This is a genomic window from Comamonas sp. C11 (assembly GCF_024496285.1).
Lineage (GTDB): Bacteria > Pseudomonadota > Gammaproteobacteria > Burkholderiales > Burkholderiaceae_C > Comamonas > Comamonas testosteroni_F.
Window position 1 is genome coordinate 4,325,259 of the sequence record NZ_CP101743.1, and the last position, 20,162, is coordinate 4,345,420.

Here is a 20,162-nt window from a genome sequence, read left to right on the forward strand (position 1 = left end):
GCCCTTTCAGAAACGAAAAAACCGCCTCTGGGGCGGTCTGTAGGTTGGGTGAGTTGCTGCTTACGCGCGGAGCGTGTTCAGCAGCGATTGCAGCGAAGCTGCGACTTCAGGGCCAGCGCTCGGCGTGGCGGTTTCGGCAGCGCCCGGCATGCCAGAAAACAGGGCTTTGAAGGTGTCTCGACGGGAATGACGGGAGATGCCCGCCTTTGCCATGGACGCCTCGATCAGCGCCAGCGGTTTGCTTTTCGTGCTGGCCTGGGTGGATTTGGTGATCTCAGACGATGGGAGCAGGCCGGTGGCGAAACCATCATCGACGGCCTGCTGGGCACCTATCCAGGTTTCCTTGTCCATCATGGCGGCCGCCTCGGCAGCGCTCATGCCCGTCTGGTGCGCGTACAGCGCGGCCATGGCGGCATCGAAAGGCTCCAGCAGCTTGGCCGAATCCATCATGTCGTGACGGTTGCCAACGGCCACGGCCCAAGCGTTGTGGATCATGAAGAACGCACCGTCACCGATCAGGATCTCGTCGCCGGCCATGGCAATGACCGATGCCACAGAGGCCGCCACACCCAGGACCCGCACCGTTACCTTGCCCTGGTGCTCGCGCAGGAGGTTGTAGATGGCCATGCCCTCGAAGAAGTCGCCGCCCGGGCTGTTGATGTTGACCACCACATCCTTGGCGCCGATGGAGCGCAGGGCGGCGCTGATGCGCTTGGAGGTGATGCCCGTTCCCTCCCAGTTCTCCCCGATGGAGTCATAGATGGAGATGCTGGCTTCGGCGTCATCGCCAGCCTTCGCGCACACGGCGGGTTCCCAGCGGTCCACAGCATCAGGCCGCAGGTCAAAACCAGCCTTGGCCAGGCGGTGGTCGGCCCGGATCTCAGGTAGCTTTTTGAGGCTCATTGCTTGCTTTCTTCCCCGAGGGATCGCCCAGGGTGTTGAACTTCGGGTCTGAATCTGCCGGATATTCGGCAAGATCGCGGATTTCATTGGCGGTGTGCCACGGCTGGTGGCCGCCGGAGCCAAGTGCTTTGGCGAAGTAGTCCGCCTGGTCCTTGAGCGTGCCGCGCAGCAGCGCGCGCTCGTTGGTCTTGAAATAGAGCGTCTCGCGCTCGCGGTCGGTGAGCAGAGAGCGGGCCAGCGCCTGCTCCCAGCACACGAAACGCGGCGCCATGGTGAACTGCACAAAGAAGATGGCCAGTTGCTCGATGCCCGAGCCCCAGCTGGTGTCATCCATCATCAGCAAGGGACGCGGCACACCGTAAAGGCGGGCAACCTCTTCAATCTGATGATTGCGGTTCTCGATCTGCTGACCGTCCTTTGCGGTGGAGCTGAACTGGTTGGCCTTCGCGCCCTCTTCCAGGATCATCCACTTGGCCATGTTCTCAGCGCCGCTGTATTCGTCGTTCAGCGACTGCTTCATCCGGTCAAATGCCCGGTCGGACAGCGCGTTCTGCACCTCGATCGAGCCGCCGGCCATGACGCCGGTCTTGAACACATTGACTGCTGCGCGCTGAGCGGATGCTGCGAGCTCGAACACCTCTTCTGACAGTTGGCGCTTGGACAGGCCAAGCACACCATCAAACGAGATCTCGCGAATGTGCAGGATTTCCTCCTGGTCCAGGGTGAGCTGATTGCCGTTTTCCGTGGTGCAGGTGTACTGCATGCGGTAGTTGCTGCCCAACTTGGCCTGCACCCGGCCTTTCTCAAAGGGGATCAGGTGAATAGGTCGAGTGCCTGACCGGATGATGCGTGCATAGGCATTGCCCTCGGTCTCGAGCAGCAACTGCATCTGGCTCTTGAACTCCATGGGCGTCTGCCAGGGGTTCGGCTTGACCCGAATCAACTTGTGCGCCTGATGCTCGCGCATCACCTTCTTGTTCGACCCTGCCTCATAGAGGCTGATGGGAAGCATGCCCAGGCCATTGCTGATGAGCGAAAGGCTGCGCAGCGCGGCCATGTTGCGCACCATTCGGTTTGCGGAGGTCGTCTGCCCATTGCGAATGAACTCCAGCAGCGCCGGATCATCCAGACCCTGAAAGGCAATCCCCTCAGCACTGGCACGCGGGCGCGACTTGGCCTCGGGACTGCGCCCGAACAGCTTGTCGAGTAATTTCATGTAGTCGTGCCCTATAGGAAGCGCATGCCGCGCGTCTCGTAAACAGATGGCCCTTTGGCTTCTGGATTCGTGGCCATCAAAGTGACCGCATTCAAGGAGGCCATCAGCGGGTCAATCTTGGCTGTGCCGCTGGCCTGCTTGGTGATGAGGGAGGCATTGCCAGAGGGCACGACCTTGGCATTGCCAACGCTCCAGGCCATGAGCGGCTGCGCGGCATGCACCAGGCTTCCGTCCAGCAAGCCGCGCTCAGCCACCGCCATCGCGCCGGTGAGCTTCCAGCCCTGCGAGATACCAATGATCAGATCCTCGGGGATGCCGGCATCAATCAATGCCTGGAAAACAACCTTGTGCGTGCGCTCGGGGTCCAGGCCGATCCTGGCCAGCAGGCCCCAATCAAAGATCTGCTTGCACAGCGCGGCGAGTTCCTCCAAGTCCTGGCCCGGTCGCTCCACGACAACCAAGTCCCCATCCTTCTCAAAATCCCGGTACTTCGCCTCTTCGGACTTGCGCCGCTCAATCGCAATGGGATGGATCCATGCCTTGTTCCACAGAGCGCAGTTCTGCGTATCCCGCAAACGCCCATCGATGGCAAAGCCCAGCAAGTCATCCAGCCCGCCGCCGTCGATGCCTACGGTCACCACCTCGCACTCAGCCCGGATGAAGTCCAGACTGATGCGCTTGTCGCCACGCTTCTCCCAGAAGTCGGCACCGGTCCAGCGGTTGGCCCGCAGGTTCAGGCCGATCTGGATATTCAGGTGCTTGGCCAGGAAGCGCTGGAAACCACCGTCCTGCTCCGGAGAGCGCTTTTGCATCTCGTCGGTCAGCCACTCCTTGCTGACTGAGCGGCCCAGGTTCGGATTGGTGATGTAGAAGTTTTCCGGGTCCAGATAGGCCTTGGACTTGATCATCGCCTCGGGGAACTCGTACAGGATGCCCAGCGTCTTGAGGCTGACGACCTTGCCATCGCGCACATCGCGCCAGTAATCCAGCTTGGCCTTGAACACCCCCTCCGGGGCTTCATCGGACTGGGTGGTCAGGAAAATGACCCAGCCCTCTTCGCGCGACACCTGGCCGCCCAGCGCCTCCTGAAACATGGCGTCAGCATTGGCACGCTTGCCAAACAGCCAGAGCTCGTCCACCAGGATCTTGCCCGACTTCTTGCCGGAGACCGTGTCCGTGTCGGCGGCCACCACCTTCAGACTGTTGCGGTTCACCCGATGGGTGATGGTCCGAATATGGTCCTGAATGTGGAACAGCGCAGAAAGCTCCTCATCGGCGCGAACCATGCTGGCCGCCGGCTTGAAGGAGTTATCGGCCACTTCCTTGGTCGGTGCAAGGATCAGGTGCTCCTCATCCTCGCGCCAGCACAGGATCAGCGCCGTGAGCATGATGCCCGCGGCGATGGTGGATTTCGTGTTCTTCTTGCTGATCAGCAGTCCGTATTCACGGATCAGCTGTTTGCCTGTCTCGGCGTCGTAAGCGCCAAAGATGACGCGCACAAAGTCGAAGACCCACTCTTCGGAGCACTCCCCAAATGTCGGGGGGCGGTACTCATCGAGCTCAGCATCCCAGACCTTGGGCAGGTCAACGACCTTGAGTTCCTTGAAGATGGCCAGGGCCTGCTCGGCCCGGTCCTGGAAGATCGGCGGAGGAATGATGGACTTCCGCTTCACCAACCGTTCTTCCCAGTCAATGCAAGCGGTGCTCCATTCCATGTCTATACCTTCTGTCCGTTAGCGGCCACCAACTTTGGAGGCGCGGCCGGCGCAAACCGGCTGGCGATCTTTTTCGCCGCAGCGTTCTTCTCTTCCTTCTTGCCTGCCTCGCCCTTTTTGGGGTGGCAGTAAGGTGCCGCCAACGTGGCGGCCTGCATCCGACGGCCGCGCTCCTCAGTGTGATCCCGCATCACCTCAAGCAGGTAATCCAGCGGCATGAGGTCGCTCAGATCCGGCGGCGGCTCTGGCTCAGCAGGCGGCTGCTTGCCGAATGGCCACTTCGGATCGTCCTTGTAGCCATTTGCATCTACCTGGGGAGGCGCAGCTTGTAGCGCCGCCTTCTTGCTTGGCTTTACCTCTTCGGGCTGTTTTTTTGGGCGGCCAGCCCCGGGCCGCGCGCCACCTCTTGGCATAAGCGGCTCCTTTGAATTCTTTGATTTCTTTGAATTCCACCCCCGGATTTATTCATACAGGGGAAAATTTTCTGCGCGTGCGGAACAGGGCGGTCTAGAGGCCGAGCGCCCCCAGGCTTTGACCTCCCCCCTCCCCCTTCGATGCCATCAGGCCGCGTCAGGAGGCGACTGGCGCCGCGATCTCAGCCCCAAGGGTTCTCGCCCGTCATCTCAACGAACGCATCCTTGAGAGCGCTTACCTTCGCAGGCAGCGAAGACCTAAGTGCTTGTACGTGCGTCGCGTCTGGCATGGGCATGTCGAGCGCAGCACTGAGAGAGTCGAGCTCGTCAATCAGGACGCCGAGCTTTTCCTGGGCTCCGTTCATGACTTGCCTTCCACCATCAACGCAACGGGCGGCATGGTGCTGCCGGCCACCCACAACATGACAGGCTGACCCGCCCTGATCGCCTCAATCTCTGCAGGCGTAGGCTTCCAGAACGAAACCACTGCCGGCACGCCATCCCAGTCGGTGCTGGTGATGGGCAGAGCATTGCAAGGCAATGTCTTCTGATCCCAGCCTGCCGGCGCGCCAAGCACGGCATTGTTTGATGGGTGCTGCATACGTTCCATGGGTCACATCCTTTGCTCGGCGCGCTGCTTGTCACGGGAATGATGAGTACTGCACAGCGACTGCCAGTTGCTCCGGCGCCAGAACAGCGACTGATCGCCTCGATGCGGGGTAATGTGGTCGACCACCGTCGCGGCCTCCACACGACCATCCGCCTCGCACATCACGCAGAGTGGATGCTCACGCAGGAACTGTGCCCGGGCCTTCTGCCACTTGTAGCCATAGCCGCGCTGGGCGGCGGTCTGTTCGCTGGTGCGCCAGCTGCCCGCCTGCATGGTCTGCACTCGCCTGGTGTCCAACATCGGCACCGCTGACTTCAACGTTTGGAGCTTGGGCATACTGTTAGATCAACTACGGGAGGATCCATGGCTGTTATCAAGAAGGAAACCGCGCGCATTGAAGTGCGCGATGCCCACGGCAGTAAGCTGCAAGTCATTGAATACCAAGACTTCCATTCGACCACTTACCTAGACGGCAAGAGTGATGTCCGCCCAGGATTGAAGTACTACGAGAACATGAACCGCGAGAAGTTAAACGTTCAGTCTGAAACCCAGTTCCAAGTTGTCAGTACTGGCGAAATCCTCACCCGGATCTAAATAGGTGCCGCCACCGAGTGATCCGCCCCTGAAGCAATGCGCGTGATCGTCGGGCGTGCTCGGTGGCAGCGAAAACGAAAAAGCCACCCGAAGGTGGCTGCATGGAAGCAATCAAACTAGGCCTGTATGGCTACGTACCCCGCTCTTGGCACCGTCAATCCGATATGTGAATCGCCTTCACTGTTCAGGATGTTCCTGGCACCCTCGATAACTTCCAACTCTCTGCCTTGAAATTGCTCACTGAGAGGAAATTCCGTCTGCGCCCCAGGCCGCAGCGCTTGAGCAGCATCCGCCAAACTTCTTGCCTCGTTAGCTCTGTCGGTATTAATAATCATGCCCCGCTTTCAACATAAAGCGGCCAGCATACCTAACGAAACAAAAAAGCCCCAGCGGCTAGGCTAAGGCTTCAGAATTTTTGGACGCAGCTATCCCGGTCCGCTTCGTATTCTGCCAAAAAATTGTGGGGCGTCAAGCATCAGAGAACGCCTTTTGCGATGAGGCCGCGCGTGAGCATATTGCGCGCCTCCAGCAGCAGCACCTTCAACTCATCACGCTGAGCGGGGAGACGCGGACTGCTCCAGACCTGGGCGCGGCAAGAGAGGTTGCGAGCCATGAAAGAGATGGCTGTGCGATAGGGCTGCGGGATTGCGTCGATCACAGCATCCACAGTCTCCAAGTCTGCGACCTCCCACACGCCACCGCCTCCCGGGCCGATGCTGCAGGATGCCGAGCGACTCCCATAGCCAGACCCCACGCGAGTGTTTGAGCACCACTGGTGCCACTCTTGCAGAATCTCATTCACCACGCCGCCGGCTTGATCGACGTCGATCTGCTGTGTTGCTGTGCTGCTCAATGCTCTCTCCTGATTGTTGTGATCGTCTGCCAGAGGTCGGGCCTCAACCCACCTCGGCAATGAGGCCGGCCACAGGCCAGCTTTCAGAACCTGCTCGCGCGTGAAGCGCCCAGCCTCCAGGCCGTACTCACGGTGAGCCTCGCGCCCGCCGGCTTCCAGCAGCCGGTAGTTGTCATAGGCCACATGGCAGCCTTCATTGCCAGGACGGCTGCAGCAGAGCGGGAACCCCGTGCGGTCATCCGTCTTCAGTCCCAGGCCCTTGCCGTAATTGAGGTGCGCGTGCTGGCTGTACCCCTCAATGCCACACCACACGCATGGCAGCTGCGCGACCAGGCGGCGATAGGGCTCGCTCTCGATGGCCTTCTCCTTACGCATTGCAATGCCCGTGGCGCCGGCGCCGGGGACCATCACCACATTGGCAGGCACCATCTCAGCGGTTGCTCGGGCGCTCTCCAGCTGGCGCTGGGCGCGATCCTGCAGCCGCTGCTCACGACTGCAAGCCTGGCCAGACTCGTAGTGATGGCCTTCATCCTGCTCATCACGGAGCCCAGCGCCAGCCCATGAGCCGCGAGACCTGAAGCCCTTGCCGGGCTTGAGTGGAGTTCGACGCATCAGCATGTGGAACCGCCTTCCGGCTTTTCGCCGTACTGCAGCTCCAGCGCCAGCTGCGCGTAGTGGATCACCTTGCGCAAATCCTCGGCCCCGTTCTTGGCCTTGTGCCGGGTCGCGTACTTGATGATGTTGCCCTGGAAGAAGTCCAGGCCATTGGCGTGAATGAACTCAATGGGCTGGATCTTGCAGTCCTTGTAATGGCTGCCACCGGCCTGAGTGTCGAGTGCGCTTGTCACCACCATGCGCGCCCCCTGTCCTCTACCGCCACCAGACTGCCGTAGTCGTCGACCACGCAGACCATGCTGCTACCCACCTGCATCAGGTTGCAGCTGCGGTTTTCCATCCAGTGCTCAATGAGGTAGCGGCCATCGCTCAGGCGCTTGTAGGTCGGCCACACCAGCCGCGTGATGCGCGATGCGCTGGGCGGCTTACGCTGGCCAGCCAGGGGAACGACCTTGCCAAAGAATGCGGGGTGCAATGCCTGGGTCATTTTTTGACCACCTTTACTTCCAGGCCCAGCAGAGCCTTCATCAGGTGGCGCTTGAGCTTGAACTCAGGAGTCTCCACGCCCTTCACATCCTCAATCACCTCGATGCCCTGCTCCAGGTACACGAAGTCAGCGATGTAGCGGATTGCAGGCCGGGCGCGCGAAGCGCCAGCAAACTTGACCGATGGGACCATCTCGAACACCACCTGCCGGCGCAGATCGCTGATGTGACCGCCGCGCTGCAGCATCTGCAGGTGTGACCAGCGGTGGAGCTCGGCCAAGCTGTCGAACTTGGTGCCATCCCCTGCAGTGATCTTCCTATTGCCGTACTTGGAGCCCTGGGTCCTGGGAACCAGCTTCAGCGCGTGTCCTGTCAACTTCATTTTCTTGTTCACTCTGTCGCCCTCCCGCGATAGCTTTCCCACTGGAACGGCATAACGTCGCCGCCATCCTCACGCAGGCGGTCCATCACACGCTCCCCCAGGAACGCGGCAACATCGTCTATGGAAAGGTTTGACAAGAACAGCGACGGCTTACGCTTCTCGTAGCGCTCGTTGAGCACGTCAAACAGCAGGTTCTTTTCAAAATCGCTGCCAAACTGCACTCCAACCTCATCCAAGATCAAGAGGTCTGGGAACACCATCGCAGCAATGGCTTCGCCTTCGGTCTCTCCGCTACGCTTGGCCCAGGTGTCCTTAATGCGACGGACAGCGCGGGCGACCGTGCTAAACAGCACTGAAGCACCATGCGTGTGCATGACCTGCATGCCGATACCGACGGCTAAGTGCGTCTTACCTGTGCCGACGTTGCCAACGAAGATCGCGCCACGGCCCTTGCTCTGCACCACGGAGAAGTTGTCTGCGTAGTCCCTGGCGAAGCGCAACGCTGCCTGCTGCTCCGGGGTCTCCGCTATGTAGTTGCGCAAGCGGCAGCTCTGGAAGCGCTCAGGGATGGCGGCCGAGCCAAGGCGCTTCTCCCACGCTTCGCGGGCACGACGCTTTTGCTCGTCCTGGGCCTGAGCCTCCTCTTTCGCCTTCGCTTCTTCGGCACACAGGTTGCATTTGGTCCAAATGTCACCCAGATGGCAACGGCTCAGAAACAGGCCATGCGTCGGGCAGGTGCTCTCGCGCGTCAGGGGCGGGCGATGAATGCGGGATGCAAGCAAGTTCATCAGATCTTCCTCGCTTGGCCGTAGTTCACGCCGCCGAAGTTGTCACGCACCGGGGTTTTGGAGGTCTTGGGACGACCAGTCAAATCAGCAGGCTTGAGCCAATCGGCCTGCAGACCCTGACTGCCGCGCAGACACCAAATCTGCAGAAAGTTCTCCAGGTCCAGCGATGCCTTCTCAGCCTCGGCAATAGCCAGCGTCAGGACGGTCATGCTCACCGGCGCATTTTTTGCTTTACGCAGTGCCAGCCAATCAGCCCAAGTCTGCTCGGTGACGCCATCAGGTCGGGGTAGTGCTGGCGCAGCCATGCGCGGCGCCCTTTCTTTCTTTAAAGGTTCTTTTACAGGTTCAGTTACTGGTTTATGTGAACCTGCTTCACCACCCTGGTGAACGTCGTTCACTACGTTTGGAACGTGGTTCACTACCCCTGGTGAACCTGTTTCACCACCCTGGTGAACGTGCTTCACTACCAAAAATGGATCATTCGGCAGTGCTGGTGCCTTCTCGGGAACACCAAAACTCAGGTTCAGGACATAGTGATTCGACAGCTTCAAGGCACCCTTTGCGCGGTTCATCGCACGGATGTAGCCGGACTCCTCCAGCTTCTTGACCTGATCCATGACAGAGCGACGAGTGAGCCCGCAGTCTTCTGCCAAGCGCTCGTGACTGGGGTCGCATCGTCCCGTATCGCTGTTGTGACGCTCTGCCAGCATGATGAGCACCAACTTTTGGGTGCTGGGCAGTTGCTGACGAACGGCCCATGCAAGTGCAGACCAGCTCATGCAGTCACCTCGCTGCTCATCTTCTCGCGCACCTGGTGCTGGCACCACAGGCCTGCAATCCACTCCACGCCCTTGGCGGTGAACTTGTAGTGAACGAAGGCGTGCGAGGTCTCGCCATGCTCAGCCGTGCCCGTCTTGGCTTCAAAGCGGCCGTTGTGCATGTGCTCGGCGCGCGGGGTGAGCGGCCCCTGTGGCGTGGTGCGGTACATCAGTCCGCGCTTGAGCAGGAAGTCAGTGAATGCGTTCAGCTTGGCGCCGAGGAGCTTGCATACCTCACGAACACCCATGCTGCCAGTACTTGGCTGCACGTAGCGGTCGACAAACTCAACCTTGGGGGCAGCCAGCGCCAGCTGTGCCTCAGCTTCGATGCGGGCCTGCTCCGAAGCCATGGCCAGCTTGAGAATGTCCAGGCGCGTCAGCTGTGCTGGCGCAGGCTGCTGGGCCTCCAGCTCCTGCCAGCGCTTGACCACCTTCATGCGAGCCACTGGGTCATAGCCCAGCAGCAGCGTCAGGCTGGTGTCCTTGTCCAGCTCATACTGGGGATAGCTCTGCTCGTTCTCGCCCACGTAAGTGCTTGAAAAACAAACAGAACGCAATTCTGCGTTTTGCTGCAGCGCGTCCATCATGCTGCGGATGTCGCGCATCACGTCGGCATGGCGCTTGCCCGTCAGTTCCGCAATGTCGCGGCTGCTCATGGTGACGGGCTTCAACGCGGGGGTGCTAACGTTGATGTCAATCATGGTGCCCCCTTGGGTTGTCCGCAGCGTGCTCGGCGTCCAGTGACTGTTGAACAGCCAACAAGGCTGCGACCGCCTCGGCGATTTCACGCTGCACAAGTCGCTTGTCGTTGTCGCTGACGTTGTTGTCCGCCTTTGCAGCGGTGATGGCCATCAGCACATCAGCGCTTTCACGAACCGCGATTGCTGCGGATTTGGAAAGGCACTTCTCAGCGCCTGGCCGCGGTTCGGGCAGCGCCAGCATGCCGGCGTTGAATGAGAAAACCGTCCCCAAGGCGTGCGCTTCAGCGCTACCTGCCTCACGGCACATAGATGCAATCTCTTCAGCGTCAGCAAGGCCCATCTTGTGGCTTGGGGACACGCCGCTCAGCTCCTTGCGCAGAACTTCGTCGGATTTGTTCAAGCGGGCAGCAAGAGCAGCGCGACCGCCTGGGTAGTTGGCGACCATGCGTCGCAGTGCATCAAGAGCATTCATGTCGTCCGGACTCCGAGAAAAAGGACGTTGCGGGCTGAGCCGCTGGGAAAGACACTGGCTGCATGGAAATAAATGCACGCCAAGAAATGAGGAAAGCGCCTGTCATCGGGCCTGGGCTGGCTTGGTGTGCGCAAAGGGTGCGGCAGCCAACGCAGCCGCCTCTCTATCCCTGGCGCGACCACGCTTCACAGTGGTGAACAGTCGAGATGCGCGCCACTCGCGCCGCGCTTTCATGCGCTTGACGGATTCAGGGATGGGGCCGCCGAAGCGATACCGATCAGTCATGGGCGGCCTCCTCGGCGGTCGATTGCTGCGCCAGTTCGGGCCAAATCAGGTGCCAGTCGTCGGGGCGGAGATCTCGGCGGGTTACGGCGCAATGTGTCTTCGCCTCAATCACAGAGCAGTGCGCAATGGGCGTCTTTCGCCCTTGTTGCTTCCATTGCCAGACGGCAGCCTTCGTCACGCCAAGCCAGTCGGCTAAAGCTTTTTCAGATCCGGCAATTTCTGCCGCCTTTTCAATTGGATGCTTCATACCTGAAAGACTAGCATTTCTAGTCTCTGATGGCAAGTATTACTAGCCCACGCAGTATAGAAAATCTTTACGATTCTGAAAAATGGAAATCAAAGACTGGATCAAGGCAGCTCGCCAACACGCGGGACTAACCCAGGAGAAGCTGGGCGAAGCTGTTGGGCGAACAAAGGCCAATGTTGGTCACTGGGAAACAGGCAAGCACGAGCCAAAGCTGGAGCAGATCGAGGCGATATCTAAGGCGACCGGCTATCCTCCTCCCGAATGGAGCGTTGCCATTCAATCCAATGTAGAGTCCGCGCCGGAACTAAAGAAGTCCAGGCGCGTGCCGGTGACGGGCAGCGTGCGCGGCGGGGATGATGGCTACCTCGTCCAGGACAACACGCCAGACGGGTGGGTGGAATACTGGACTGGAGATCCTCGGGCCTACGCCCTACGCATCAAGGGCGACTCTATGCACCCGCGCTACCGCGCCGGAGAGTTTGTGGTGGTCACGCCCAGCATCGAAGCCCAGTCCGGCCGTGACGTGGTCGTGAAGCTGCACAACGGAAAGTGCCTACTGAAGGAGCTGGGCTGGACACGCAATGACGAAGTGCAACTGCGCAGCATCAACAATGGCTATGAGCCAATGACGGTCCCACTGGAAGAAATTGAGTGCATCTGCCGTGTGGCTGGGTCAGTTGGCTCAGACTCTATGGTGTTTTGAAAAGCCCGACCCAAGACGGGAGCGGATCTAGGCTTCTGTATAAGATTTTCCAAAAATAAAACGAGGGATGTATGGGGTGGAGATTTCGGAAAAGCTTTAGTCCAATTCCTGGTGTACGACTGACCATTTCGCCAAGCGGTATCACTACCTCAGTCGGATCGGGCCCATTTCGCATTACCCATGGCTCCAAAGGCACAGCAGCAACTTTCAACGGATTTGGCACAGGGCTTTCGTATCGACAACAGCTGAGCCCATCTCAGTCGCCAGGCTCTAGTTCTAATTTTTTATCGGAGCCTGCAAACCATCAAATACAGCCGCCGGCGGTTTACGAACGTTCTGCGCAAATGTCCAGCATCGAAAGTGCTGGCTCTAGCGTTCTAACAACACCTGGCTTGGCGGATTTTCAGCGCGTCTTGCAGCATGCTCAAACCGAAAGTCGAAAGATCAAGCAAGAACTAAATTCAGCAAAATCAGCTGAAATGTTGCTCCGCCGGCAATCCTCCAGTTGGAGCAATGGCTGGCTGAAGAGGCGCATCTTCAAGAAGAAATTTGCAGAAATCCTTGCTGAGCATGCCCAAGCAAAAGACCTCACAAGTGAGCTTGCCGAACAGGAGGCTCTAACTCGGGTGCAAACTGAAATTGATCTTCCCGATGCGGTAAAACATACCTTCTCTCGCATGTGCGACGATTTCACCGCAATGGCGAAATCGCAAAAAATATGGGATACAACCAGCGAGCGAGCGGCTAATAAGATTATGGAGCGGACCTCAGCCTCGCGGATTGTCACCAGAGAAGTGGTGGAATTTAAGCTCAGCTCGTGCGAACTAATTGACTCAACATGGCGTGTGCCGCACCTTGCGAATGCTAACGGCGGAGACCTGTTCTTATATCCTGGCTTTGTGCTGTACTTCGTCTCTGCAGATGCCTTTGCATTGCTTGAATTAAAAGACCTAAAGGTGAATTTTTCCGCAACTTCATTTCAGGAAGAAGAGGTTATTCCCAGAGACTCTAAACAAATCTCTAGAACTTGGGCCAAGGTAAATAAGGATGGATCACCAGACCGAAGGTTCAACAATAACTACGAAATTCCTGTGATGGAGTATTTCAAGCTCACCCTGATCTCTAAGAGCGGGTTGAATGAGGAATACATGATCAGTAATGCTGATGCAGCACGGCGCTTTGCGAGTGCCTGGCAGCAGTTCATTGCATCCGTCTCCTGAGTCGCACCCAGCACTCGCAAGACAGCTACCCCACCTTAAGCCCGTCTCGTGCGGGCTTTTTTACGCGCAGAAATCCTCAAGGCTAGAAAAACAAGACCAAAAGGCTAGTTTTTCTTGACAAAGAAAGACTAGCTTTTCTATACTTCATCCCATCGTGGCAACGAACGCGACACACCCAAGGCCCAGCGATCCGGGGCCGAAGCCGACAGGAAGCAAAGGCGGGGTTAGCTCCAAGGAGCGCAGCAGGTTGCAGGCGATGGGTGCCAAGCGATCGAGCCGCGTGCCACGGGTCTTTAAAAAGCCAAAGAGGAAATGGCCGGCCGCAGTGATCAACAGCGTCTGGCGCGGGTTAAACCCGTCCCCAAGCCGAGCGAGTCGGTACACGGGGCAAGCAGTCCGGGCATGTGGGTTCACTCCTGCATGTTCACGCCGAGAGGGGACTGCACGCGGAAAGAAGTGCAACGCGTGAGACCAGAGCACTGCTGAATTGATGCCAGCGAAAGCATCCCAACCAGGCAGCCGCGCGCTGCGAAGGAGAACGCATGCGAGACAAATAGGCCAGATGATCCGGCCCAGCAACTGCGAAAGCAGCGTTAAAGCCGCACGAAAGCCGGCACGGGATCAAAGTTGGCCGATGGTTTGAGGAGTCGCCCGCCCTCTTACACCAGATGACGCCGCCACACGTACATGACTGCGCAAGCAGCGCCAGCCCCTGAGCGAGATCAGGGCGCAAACCAAAGCCCTGCTAGCAAGGCTTTGGTTTGAGTTGACCTACAGACCTAACTCGCTCAAAAATACTGTATAAATAAACAGTTATCCAAGGAATGCCATGAACTGTCGTCTTGGTGATCTGGCCATCGTGGTCAACGATCTTGAATACCCCAACAACAACGGCTGTCTGCTGGAAATTCTCAGCCGCGCCACACCGGGAGCCCATTCGATCCCAGCCGACTGGGTAGGGCGCCCTCTCTCCACCTTCAAGTTTGGCGACCTAACTTGCCCTCCCGACCCGCGAAACACTGTCGTCTACAGGGATTGCGAGCTGCGCCCACTGCGAAACAGTGACGGCGCCGACGAAACGCTTGCATGGGCTGAGCTTCCTAAGAAGGTGGACAACCTGATTCCTACCAAAAAGCAGGACGAGGTGGTGACAGCCACCCTGCAGACCTCTTTCCTGGGCGCCACAGTGCAATGCGCCGAGCAATTCGTCAGCGGAGCCTGGAGCCTGACTGTGCGCAGTGGAGACATGGGCTTTGACGTTCGAGTGGATGCCCATATCGCGCCGCCTGGTGGCTTCCACCCTGGCGACCGCATCCGCCTGGAATACAAAAAAGGCGACAACCCATTTTTCGGGCCCTTCATCAAGGCGCACTTGCTGAATGCATAGGCGCCTCTCATTACCAACGGACTTCAAAGCCATGAAAACAGTCAACACCACCCAGCAGCCTCCCAACCCAAACAGCCCCAACGGATGCTGGGCGCGGCACGGCTTCCGAGTGGAGCGCACAGAGCGCGCCATGGGTTCCCCGAAGCGAGACATTTACGCCCCTGACGGCACGCTGGTGCTGGAGGATTCCGACTACGACGAAGAGATGGCCTATTGCCGCGAGCATGGGCTCCTGCAGCCTGCAACGGCCTGATGGAGATTGAGATGTGAGTGATTTGCCAGCATGTGGCCTGCATGCGCCCTCCCTCGCAGGGCTACAGCGGGGCCATCAAGAAAGAGCGCGGCACTGAAAAACTAAACCGGGCGTGGAGTTTGGCAATCCGAGATGCCGCCACCGACAGACCGCAAGCCGGGTGATCCGCTCTTTTTCTTGATGGTGCCGGGGGTCGGCTCCCCGGCTCTTACAAACCAGGCCTGCAAGGCCCGGCTGGAATACTGCAAGAGGGTAATTGCACCGGTCTTAGGTGCCCATCATGAACACCCCGGGAAAGTAGCGGGGGCTATCTGGCGTGACTGCTCGAGCAGGTACGGCAGCACAGGAATGGGCCTGGGCTGGCGGCAGTCACGAACTCGGCGCTTTGCGTCGTGGCGACAGTGGTCACGCCAGATGGCGCAGCAACCTTTTATTAACCCAAGTGCGCATTTCTTCTGCCTGACCCTCATCGGACAGAAGGAAGCTGCGCCATCTAACTTTTCAGCCGGGTCTGGGGCTTCTCCTCCGCCGTCCCTCTCTGAACCATTCCCCAGGCAGACCCGAAAGGTCACCGGCTCTTTATTCAAGCCCGCAGCAACCGCTCGCGGGCTTTTTCTTTGCCCTCAGGAGATTCCATGCATTCGACTCCATCCCCTGCCCACACCACAAAGCTGCTGCTCGCGGCGCAATGGGCGCTCACCGGCTTCGGCCTCTTCTGCCTGGTCGGAGCGGCCGTGGTGATCGCACTCACGCCAGAAGCCTGGCCCCTCTGAGCGTTCAGCTTGGATAGCTGGACACGATTTTTGAACAGGAGATCCTCATGCTGAAGACGATTGTTGACTCCGTGCTGGTCATCGTCGGCGCCCTGCTTCTCGCAGCCTGGCTGTCCGCGCCCGATGCCCAAGCCGACGAACCCCAAAGCATCACACAGAGCCTGCGCGACGAGTTCGCCTGTCCGGGCATGCATGCCGAGTGGCTGGACGACAAGACTGTGCAATGCCTGAAAGAGCTGCCGTGACTGCAGCGCCCACCTCCACCCAATCCGCCACCGCACCGGTGGCTTTCTCTTTTCTGGAGTCCTGATGTTCAAGAACATGATCATTTACCGCTACGCCGAAAGCTGGCAAGGCGATCTGCAGGTGCTGGAAAATGCACTGCAAAAGACAGTCTTTGAGGAGTGCGGCGCCACACAGGAGCGCTCCGTGGGCTGGGTGCCGCCGCGCGGCGAGCAGCACGGCCCGCTGGTCGAGTCCGTGGCCGGTCAATGGGTCATACGCTTCATGACCGAGGCCAAGGTGCTGCCGGCCAGCGTGCTCAATCGCAAGGTCAACGAAAAGGCCGAGCACATCGAAAAGACCCAGGGCCGCAAGCCCGGCAAGAAGGAAAAGCGCGAGCTCAAGGACGAGGCCAAGCTGGATCTGCTGCCCATGGCCTTCACCAAGCAAGGCAGCATGTGGGTCTGGATCGACCCTCAGGCGCGCACCCTGGTGCTCGATACCAGTGCCCAGGGCCGCGCCGATGAAGTGGTGACGCTGCTGGTCGAAAGCCTGCCCGGCTTCGCCCTGGCCCTGCTGGATACCCAGACCAGCCCGCAGGCTGCCATGGCACATTGGCTGATGACGCAGGAGCCGCCCGCCGGCTTCACCGCAGATCGCGAAACGGAGCTGAAAGCATGCGACGAGTCCAAGGCCGTGGTGCGCTACGCCCGCCACCCGCTGGATATTGATGAGGTCCGCAAGCACATCGAGCAAGGCAAGCTTCCCACCAAACTGGCGATGACCTGGGACGACCGTGTGAGCTTTGTGCTGACCGAAGGCCTGCAGCTCAAGAACATCACTCTGCTGGATGCCGTCATGGACGGCAACAGCCAGGACGACAGCGGCTTTGATACCGATGTGGCGATTGCCACCGGTGAGCTGTCGCGCCTGATTCCCGACCTGATCGAAGCCCTTGGCGGAGAAGGCCGCACAGGCCTGGGCGACCTGCCCGCCACGCTGGCTGCCAGCGCAAGCTGGTAACCATCACCTCAGCGCAGATGTGAAAGCAACGGCTAACGCAGCCACTGCGGCACTTCCGAAAGCAAGTCGGCCAGCAATAGAAGTCCAGGGAGTGACTCGGCGTGCCTTAAGCCATAAATAGCAATTTTTTTGCTTCTCACGGTCGAACTCAAACAAGCCCATATCAAGTCTCTTTTGGATGACTGACAGACCGTGCTTGACCTCCCACTCCTCAAGCAATCTGCGCGTTCGATCATCAAGTGCCATACGTGGTCCGTACTCAGGTGAACAAAGCAAAGCGCTGAATGTAACGAATTGTTTATTGGCTTGGGATTGATTTTTCTAATAACCATGTGCCCACCAATGGGTGGGCTTTTTCTTTGGAGGCTCCCATGAGTCTGACTTTCGTGAATCACAACGGCGACCCCATCACCGACTCCCGCATGGCCGCCATGCGAGCTCAAGGAATGGAGCTCGAGCGCCAGCGTCGCCTGGCAGCCAAGGCGGATCCCGTGTCCGTGCACAAGGGCTGGCGTGTCTCAGGTATCGCGCCTGGCCTGCTGGATGAAGCAAAGCAGGCGCACGAGCGGCTTTGCCAAATGGCGCAAAAGGCAGGAGGCAAACCGCCGGAGCCGTTTGATGAAACCGCATGGCTGCGCACAGCCAAGCGCACTGCAGTGCGTAGCAAGCCCTACATCCTTCAGGAGGCAGCTCAACAATGCAAGGAGCTGGCCGTCAAGGCGGGATGGCTGGAAGTCCAGTTGATAGAGATCAAAAAGGTAGTCGCCTGAGTTATCAAAAATCTGATCTGCACACAGTGCCACCCGCGAAGACAAGGCTACACATTTGGAACGATTTTCATTCGTGCAACTGAGGCCGCTTTTGATGACTTTTGGCTGCTTTTGTGCTCGTAACAAGAGTTCGGCTGACAGCAATCTATCAGCCTGCGGTGGTGTAATAATTTGTGACAAAAGCGAAAATACGAGCATCGAGATTCCAGATCGCCGTTTAACGCTCAGGGTTGAAATGATTGCTCTTTGATCGGGGAGGCTCTGGTCAGATGTCCGCGAATTACAACTTGTTGGTACTGACACCACCTCTGGCGCTACTGGTTCTTGCTGCCGTCCTGATGGTTGCTTGGTTTAACCAACGATCCCAGCGCTTTCTGTTTTGGCAAGCCTGCGCCTATTCGCTCACGGCACTGCCCCTCGCTGCTCAAACCTTGATTCCCCTTGAGGTGCTCACGCGCTATGCGCTATTGATTGGCAGCATCTATCTGCTGGGAGCCTGGTGTCTTGCGAAGTGCTGGGCGGACAGGTGGCGTGTATCAACGCATCCGCACATTGCACTGCAGATCTCCATCGTCACCTTAGCCGTTGTGTATCACTTCAGCTGGGTGAATCCGATTTCTTGGGTTCGCATCTGTTCCTTCAGTATAGGCTCGGGCTTGGTTCTAATGCTGCCTATCCTGCAGGTCCGCTCAAGGATGAGCTCTTTACACTGGCTCGATAAATTGCTGCTCTGGCTAAGCATTGCATTCACTACCTATACCTTCACTCGGCCCGGTTTGATCTGGCTGCTGGGCTACTCGGATCTTCGGTCATTGCCAAAGTCGCCCTACTGGCTCCTAACGCTGGTGAGCATCTTGAACTTCGCGCTGCTCTTCAGCTTGGTGATGACTGCTATTGCCGCGAAGGAAACGGTAGACAAGCTACGACGTGAGCGAGACCTTGATGCGTTGACCCAGTTGCTGAATCGCCGCTCTTTTCAAGAATATGCCCAGCAGCGCCTCGCTGACATACGGCTCTATCCGATGGCCGTGCTGGCCTGCGATATAGATCACTTCAAGCGCATTAACGACTCCTGGGGCCACAAGCGCGGCGATGAGGTTCTGCAACTGGTTTCAACGACTCTTAAAGACAGCGTGCGGGAGAACGACCTTGTCGCACGGTTCGGCGGGGAAGAGTTTGTGCTTTTGCTGACGGAGATTTCACTGAAAGATGCCGAGGCCATTGCCCTTCGCATCCAGCGCGACCTCCGCTTGAACAATGAAGTTCTCCCATCAGGCTACACGTTGACCCTGAGCTTCGGGATTTCAGCGCTCGACAGCAACACGCCATTAGATCAAGCCCTGCGAGAGGCCGATCGGCTTCTTTACGAAGCCAAAAATGCTGGGCGAGATCGGGTGCACGTATCCGGGGGCAACTATCCGGATATATCCATCGAACTCGATCCCGTTGCAAACCCAAGCTACCACATGCCCTACAGCAAAAGCACATAGCGCCCTCGCAACGAGCGTTTCACCCGTAATCACCACAGCCCACCACCCGCTTTTTTCATTCCATAGAAAGCGTTCCAGGAATGAAGAAGCGTAATCTATAGGCCGAGTCACCGAGGAGCAGACATGGCGAGCAATGCTTCACAACCCGTACAGGCATATCGCTACGAACTGTTGCCAGAAAATCTTCACGCTGATTGGAAGATCATCGTTGACAGGGTTCGCGCAGCCTATGACAAGAAGCCGGAATCGGCGATACAGCTGGAGAACGCTCGTCAGCACGGGTTCGGCTTTGTACGCGCACTCGCTGCAGCTGGACTTGTCACCGTTGTGGCCAAGACAGACCTGATGGAGCTATTGCTATACCCCAGATCGTCTTGCTGACTACAAGGATCCCCAGTCTATAGACGGCTCGCTGCTTGCCATCGCTTCAGCCGACGTTGGTCAGGACGACCAGTCACTACCTATCCACCCATCACCTGCCCGCCATTGAGCGGGCTTTTTGCTTTCTGGAGACACGAATGCCCCGAGAAATTGCATGCACCGAGGATCGCTTCCTCAAGGATGCGCAAGCGCACCAGATGGAAGTCATGCGCGACGACGGTGTGAACCGTCATTTGCGGTTCAAAGATCCCTCCAGCCGCGCCTACTGGTTCGACATCATCACTTGGCCTGGCACGCTGTGCATTGATGGCGACATGGGAACTTTCGTATTCCGACGCTTGCAGGACATGTTCACGTTCTTTCGCACAGATCAAGAGCACTACAACAAAACAGGCCGCGCTGATCAACTGGCAATCAACCCTGGCTATTGGGACGAGAAGCTGCTCGCACCGGCACCAAGGGATGTCATGGAGTTCAGTGCCGATAGCTTTCGGGAGCATGTCAAAGAGGCATTTGATAGCTGGGTTGAGTGCAGTGAACCCGATGCTGAATACAGCACCCAGGCGGAGCACGACCAATTCAGCGACGACAAGGCCGCGCTTTGGAGCGCTCTGAACGATGAAGTTCTATCGACTGCCGATGATGGCGAAGTACGAGCCTACGACGCTGCCCGCGACTTTCGATGTGATGACGTGCCTGGCTTTCAGATGGATGACTGCTGGGAGTGGAACTGCAAGGAATTCAAATTCCATTTCCTATGGAACTGCTATGCCATCGCGTGGGGAATCAAGGCCTACGACAACGTGAAGCAACAGGCATCAGTCACCTAACCAACACCCCAGC

At 58.3% G+C, this 20,162-nt stretch carries 29 protein-coding genes and 1 pseudogene; 13 read left to right on the forward strand and 17 right to left on the reverse strand.

The genetic code is table 11. The features are described from left to right. Positions 1 to 60 precede the first annotated feature (60 nt). The 7 genes from NOX35_RS19870 to NOX35_RS19900 form a co-directional block, all read right to left on the reverse strand. Entirely contained in the window at positions 61 to 903 is an 843-nt protein-coding gene (locus NOX35_RS19870; protein ID WP_256494446.1) for a head maturation protease, ClpP-related, read from the reverse strand. After that, on the reverse strand, positions 881 to 2,119 hold the full coding sequence (locus NOX35_RS19875; RefSeq protein ID WP_256494447.1) for a phage portal protein: 1,239 nt from the start codon (positions 2,117 to 2,119) through the stop codon (positions 881 to 883). The genes NOX35_RS19870 and NOX35_RS19875 overlap by 23 nt, the downstream gene beginning before the upstream one ends. 11 nt (positions 2,120 to 2,130) lie before the next feature. Next, the gene (locus tag NOX35_RS19880) at positions 2,131 to 3,834 is read right to left on the reverse strand and encodes a terminase large subunit (RefSeq protein ID WP_256494448.1); all 1,704 of its coding nucleotides are present in this window, start codon (positions 3,832 to 3,834) and stop codon (positions 2,131 to 2,133) included. Between the two features lie 2 nt (positions 3,835 to 3,836). After that, positions 3,837 to 4,247 carry a terminase small subunit gene (locus NOX35_RS19885; RefSeq protein ID WP_256494450.1) on the reverse strand — a complete coding sequence of 137 codons (411 nt, stop codon included), beginning with the start codon at positions 4,245 to 4,247 and terminating at the stop codon, positions 3,837 to 3,839. A 182-nt stretch (positions 4,248 to 4,429) separates the two neighbouring features. Continuing rightward, the gene (locus NOX35_RS19890; RefSeq protein ID WP_256494451.1) at positions 4,430 to 4,612 is read right to left on the reverse strand and encodes a hypothetical protein; all 183 of its coding nucleotides are present in this window, start codon (positions 4,610 to 4,612) and stop codon (positions 4,430 to 4,432) included. After that, positions 4,609 to 4,857, reverse strand: a complete 249-nt coding sequence (locus NOX35_RS19895; protein ID WP_256494452.1) for a hypothetical protein — start codon at positions 4,855 to 4,857, stop codon at positions 4,609 to 4,611. The genes NOX35_RS19890 and NOX35_RS19895 overlap by 4 nt, the downstream gene beginning before the upstream one ends. A 3-nt stretch (positions 4,858 to 4,860) precedes the next feature. Further along, positions 4,861 to 5,157 (reverse strand): HNH endonuclease signature motif containing protein, encoded by a 297-nt coding sequence (locus tag NOX35_RS19900; RefSeq protein WP_256496949.1) that lies wholly within the window; start codon positions 5,155 to 5,157, stop codon positions 4,861 to 4,863. Positions 5,158 to 5,220: 63 nt separating this feature from the next. Between NOX35_RS19900 and NOX35_RS19905 the strand changes: the two genes are divergently transcribed. Beyond that, positions 5,221 to 5,451 (forward strand): hypothetical protein, encoded by a 231-nt coding sequence (locus NOX35_RS19905; RefSeq protein ID WP_256494454.1) that lies wholly within the window; start codon positions 5,221 to 5,223, stop codon positions 5,449 to 5,451. 475 nt (positions 5,452 to 5,926) lie between these two features. Here NOX35_RS19905 and NOX35_RS19910 read toward each other — a convergent pair whose 3' ends face one another. The 10 genes from NOX35_RS19910 to NOX35_RS19955 form a co-directional block, all read right to left on the reverse strand. After that, entirely contained in the window at positions 5,927 to 6,922 is a 996-nt protein-coding gene (locus NOX35_RS19910) for a hypothetical protein (RefSeq protein ID WP_256494456.1), read from the reverse strand. Beyond that, the gene (locus NOX35_RS19915) at positions 6,916 to 7,158 is read right to left on the reverse strand and encodes a DUF3310 domain-containing protein (RefSeq protein ID WP_256494462.1); all 243 of its coding nucleotides are present in this window, start codon (positions 7,156 to 7,158) and stop codon (positions 6,916 to 6,918) included. Before NOX35_RS19915 ends, NOX35_RS19910 begins: the two co-directional genes overlap by 7 nt. Continuing rightward, complete coding sequence (locus NOX35_RS19920; RefSeq protein WP_256494463.1) at positions 7,149 to 7,406, reverse strand: hypothetical protein; 258 nt, start codon at positions 7,404 to 7,406, stop codon at positions 7,149 to 7,151. Before NOX35_RS19920 ends, NOX35_RS19915 begins: the two co-directional genes overlap by 10 nt. Next, complete coding sequence (locus tag NOX35_RS19925; RefSeq protein WP_256494464.1) at positions 7,403 to 7,786, reverse strand: DUF1064 domain-containing protein; 384 nt, start codon at positions 7,784 to 7,786, stop codon at positions 7,403 to 7,405. The genes NOX35_RS19920 and NOX35_RS19925 overlap by 4 nt, the downstream gene beginning before the upstream one ends. An 8-nt stretch (positions 7,787 to 7,794) precedes the next feature. Beyond that, entirely contained in the window at positions 7,795 to 8,574 is a 780-nt protein-coding gene (locus tag NOX35_RS19930) for an ATP-binding protein (RefSeq protein ID WP_256494465.1), read from the reverse strand. After that, positions 8,574 to 9,353: a helix-turn-helix domain-containing protein gene (locus NOX35_RS19935; RefSeq protein ID WP_256494466.1), complete on the reverse strand. Its 780-nt coding sequence runs from the start codon at positions 9,351 to 9,353 to the stop codon at positions 8,574 to 8,576. Before NOX35_RS19935 ends, NOX35_RS19930 begins: the two co-directional genes overlap by 1 nt. Further along, positions 9,350 to 10,093, reverse strand: a complete 744-nt coding sequence (locus NOX35_RS19940) for a phage regulatory protein/antirepressor Ant (protein WP_256494468.1) — start codon at positions 10,091 to 10,093, stop codon at positions 9,350 to 9,352. The genes NOX35_RS19935 and NOX35_RS19940 overlap by 4 nt, the downstream gene beginning before the upstream one ends. After that, positions 10,086 to 10,565, reverse strand: a complete 480-nt coding sequence (locus NOX35_RS19945; RefSeq protein ID WP_256494470.1) for a phage regulatory CII family protein — start codon at positions 10,563 to 10,565, stop codon at positions 10,086 to 10,088. The genes NOX35_RS19940 and NOX35_RS19945 overlap by 8 nt, the downstream gene beginning before the upstream one ends. Before the next feature lie 102 nt (positions 10,566 to 10,667). Beyond that, positions 10,668 to 10,850, reverse strand: a complete 183-nt coding sequence (locus NOX35_RS19950; RefSeq protein ID WP_256494472.1) for a hypothetical protein — start codon at positions 10,848 to 10,850, stop codon at positions 10,668 to 10,670. After that, on the reverse strand, positions 10,843 to 11,097 hold the full coding sequence (locus tag NOX35_RS19955) for a YdaS family helix-turn-helix protein (protein WP_256494474.1): 255 nt from the start codon (positions 11,095 to 11,097) through the stop codon (positions 10,843 to 10,845). The genes NOX35_RS19950 and NOX35_RS19955 overlap by 8 nt, the downstream gene beginning before the upstream one ends. Before the next feature lie 82 nt (positions 11,098 to 11,179). Between NOX35_RS19955 and NOX35_RS19960 the strand changes: the two genes are divergently transcribed. The 12 genes and pseudogenes from NOX35_RS19960 to NOX35_RS20010 all read left to right on the forward strand — a co-directional run bounded on the left by NOX35_RS19960 (position 11,180) and on the right by NOX35_RS20010 (position 20,149). After that, entirely contained in the window at positions 11,180 to 11,800 is a 621-nt protein-coding gene (locus NOX35_RS19960) for a LexA family transcriptional regulator (RefSeq protein WP_256494476.1), read from the forward strand. 71 nt (positions 11,801 to 11,871) lie between these two features. Beyond that, a pseudogene (locus NOX35_RS28835) lies at positions 11,872 to 12,027 on the forward strand (DUF4236 domain-containing protein); the annotation flags it as partial. A gap of 117 nt (positions 12,028 to 12,144) precedes the next feature. Then, positions 12,145 to 13,020, forward strand: coding sequence for a hypothetical protein (locus NOX35_RS19965; RefSeq protein ID WP_256494477.1), 876 nt, complete (start codon positions 12,145 to 12,147; stop codon positions 13,018 to 13,020). Positions 13,021 to 13,849: 829 nt separating this feature from the next. Beyond that, complete coding sequence (locus NOX35_RS19970) at positions 13,850 to 14,407, forward strand: hypothetical protein (RefSeq protein ID WP_256494478.1); 558 nt, start codon at positions 13,850 to 13,852, stop codon at positions 14,405 to 14,407. Between the two features lie 31 nt (positions 14,408 to 14,438). Continuing rightward, positions 14,439 to 14,660 (forward strand): hypothetical protein, encoded by a 222-nt coding sequence (locus NOX35_RS19975; RefSeq protein WP_256494479.1) that lies wholly within the window; start codon positions 14,439 to 14,441, stop codon positions 14,658 to 14,660. A gap of 635 nt (positions 14,661 to 15,295) precedes the next feature. Next, positions 15,296 to 15,433: a hypothetical protein gene (locus NOX35_RS19980; RefSeq protein WP_202788964.1), complete on the forward strand. Its 138-nt coding sequence runs from the start codon at positions 15,296 to 15,298 to the stop codon at positions 15,431 to 15,433. Positions 15,434 to 15,480: 47 nt separating this feature from the next. After that, a complete protein-coding gene (locus NOX35_RS19985; RefSeq protein ID WP_256494480.1) occupies positions 15,481 to 15,678 on the forward strand; it encodes a hypothetical protein in 198 nt (65 codons plus the stop codon). Between the two features lie 64 nt (positions 15,679 to 15,742). Beyond that, positions 15,743 to 16,678, forward strand: a complete 936-nt coding sequence (locus NOX35_RS19990; RefSeq protein WP_256494481.1) for a recombination-associated protein RdgC — start codon at positions 15,743 to 15,745, stop codon at positions 16,676 to 16,678. Between the two features lie 371 nt (positions 16,679 to 17,049). Next, positions 17,050 to 17,448 (forward strand): hypothetical protein, encoded by a 399-nt coding sequence (locus NOX35_RS19995; protein WP_256494483.1) that lies wholly within the window; start codon positions 17,050 to 17,052, stop codon positions 17,446 to 17,448. 269 nt (positions 17,449 to 17,717) lie between these two features. After that, complete coding sequence (locus tag NOX35_RS20000; RefSeq protein ID WP_256494484.1) at positions 17,718 to 18,938, forward strand: GGDEF domain-containing protein; 1,221 nt, start codon at positions 17,718 to 17,720, stop codon at positions 18,936 to 18,938. A 123-nt stretch (positions 18,939 to 19,061) separates the two neighbouring features. Then, complete coding sequence (locus tag NOX35_RS20005; RefSeq protein WP_148728243.1) at positions 19,062 to 19,319, forward strand: hypothetical protein; 258 nt, start codon at positions 19,062 to 19,064, stop codon at positions 19,317 to 19,319. Positions 19,320 to 19,456: 137 nt separating this feature from the next. Continuing rightward, positions 19,457 to 20,149, forward strand: coding sequence for a hypothetical protein (locus NOX35_RS20010; protein WP_046462749.1), 693 nt, complete (start codon positions 19,457 to 19,459; stop codon positions 20,147 to 20,149). The last annotated feature ends 13 nt before the right edge of the window (positions 20,150 to 20,162 follow it).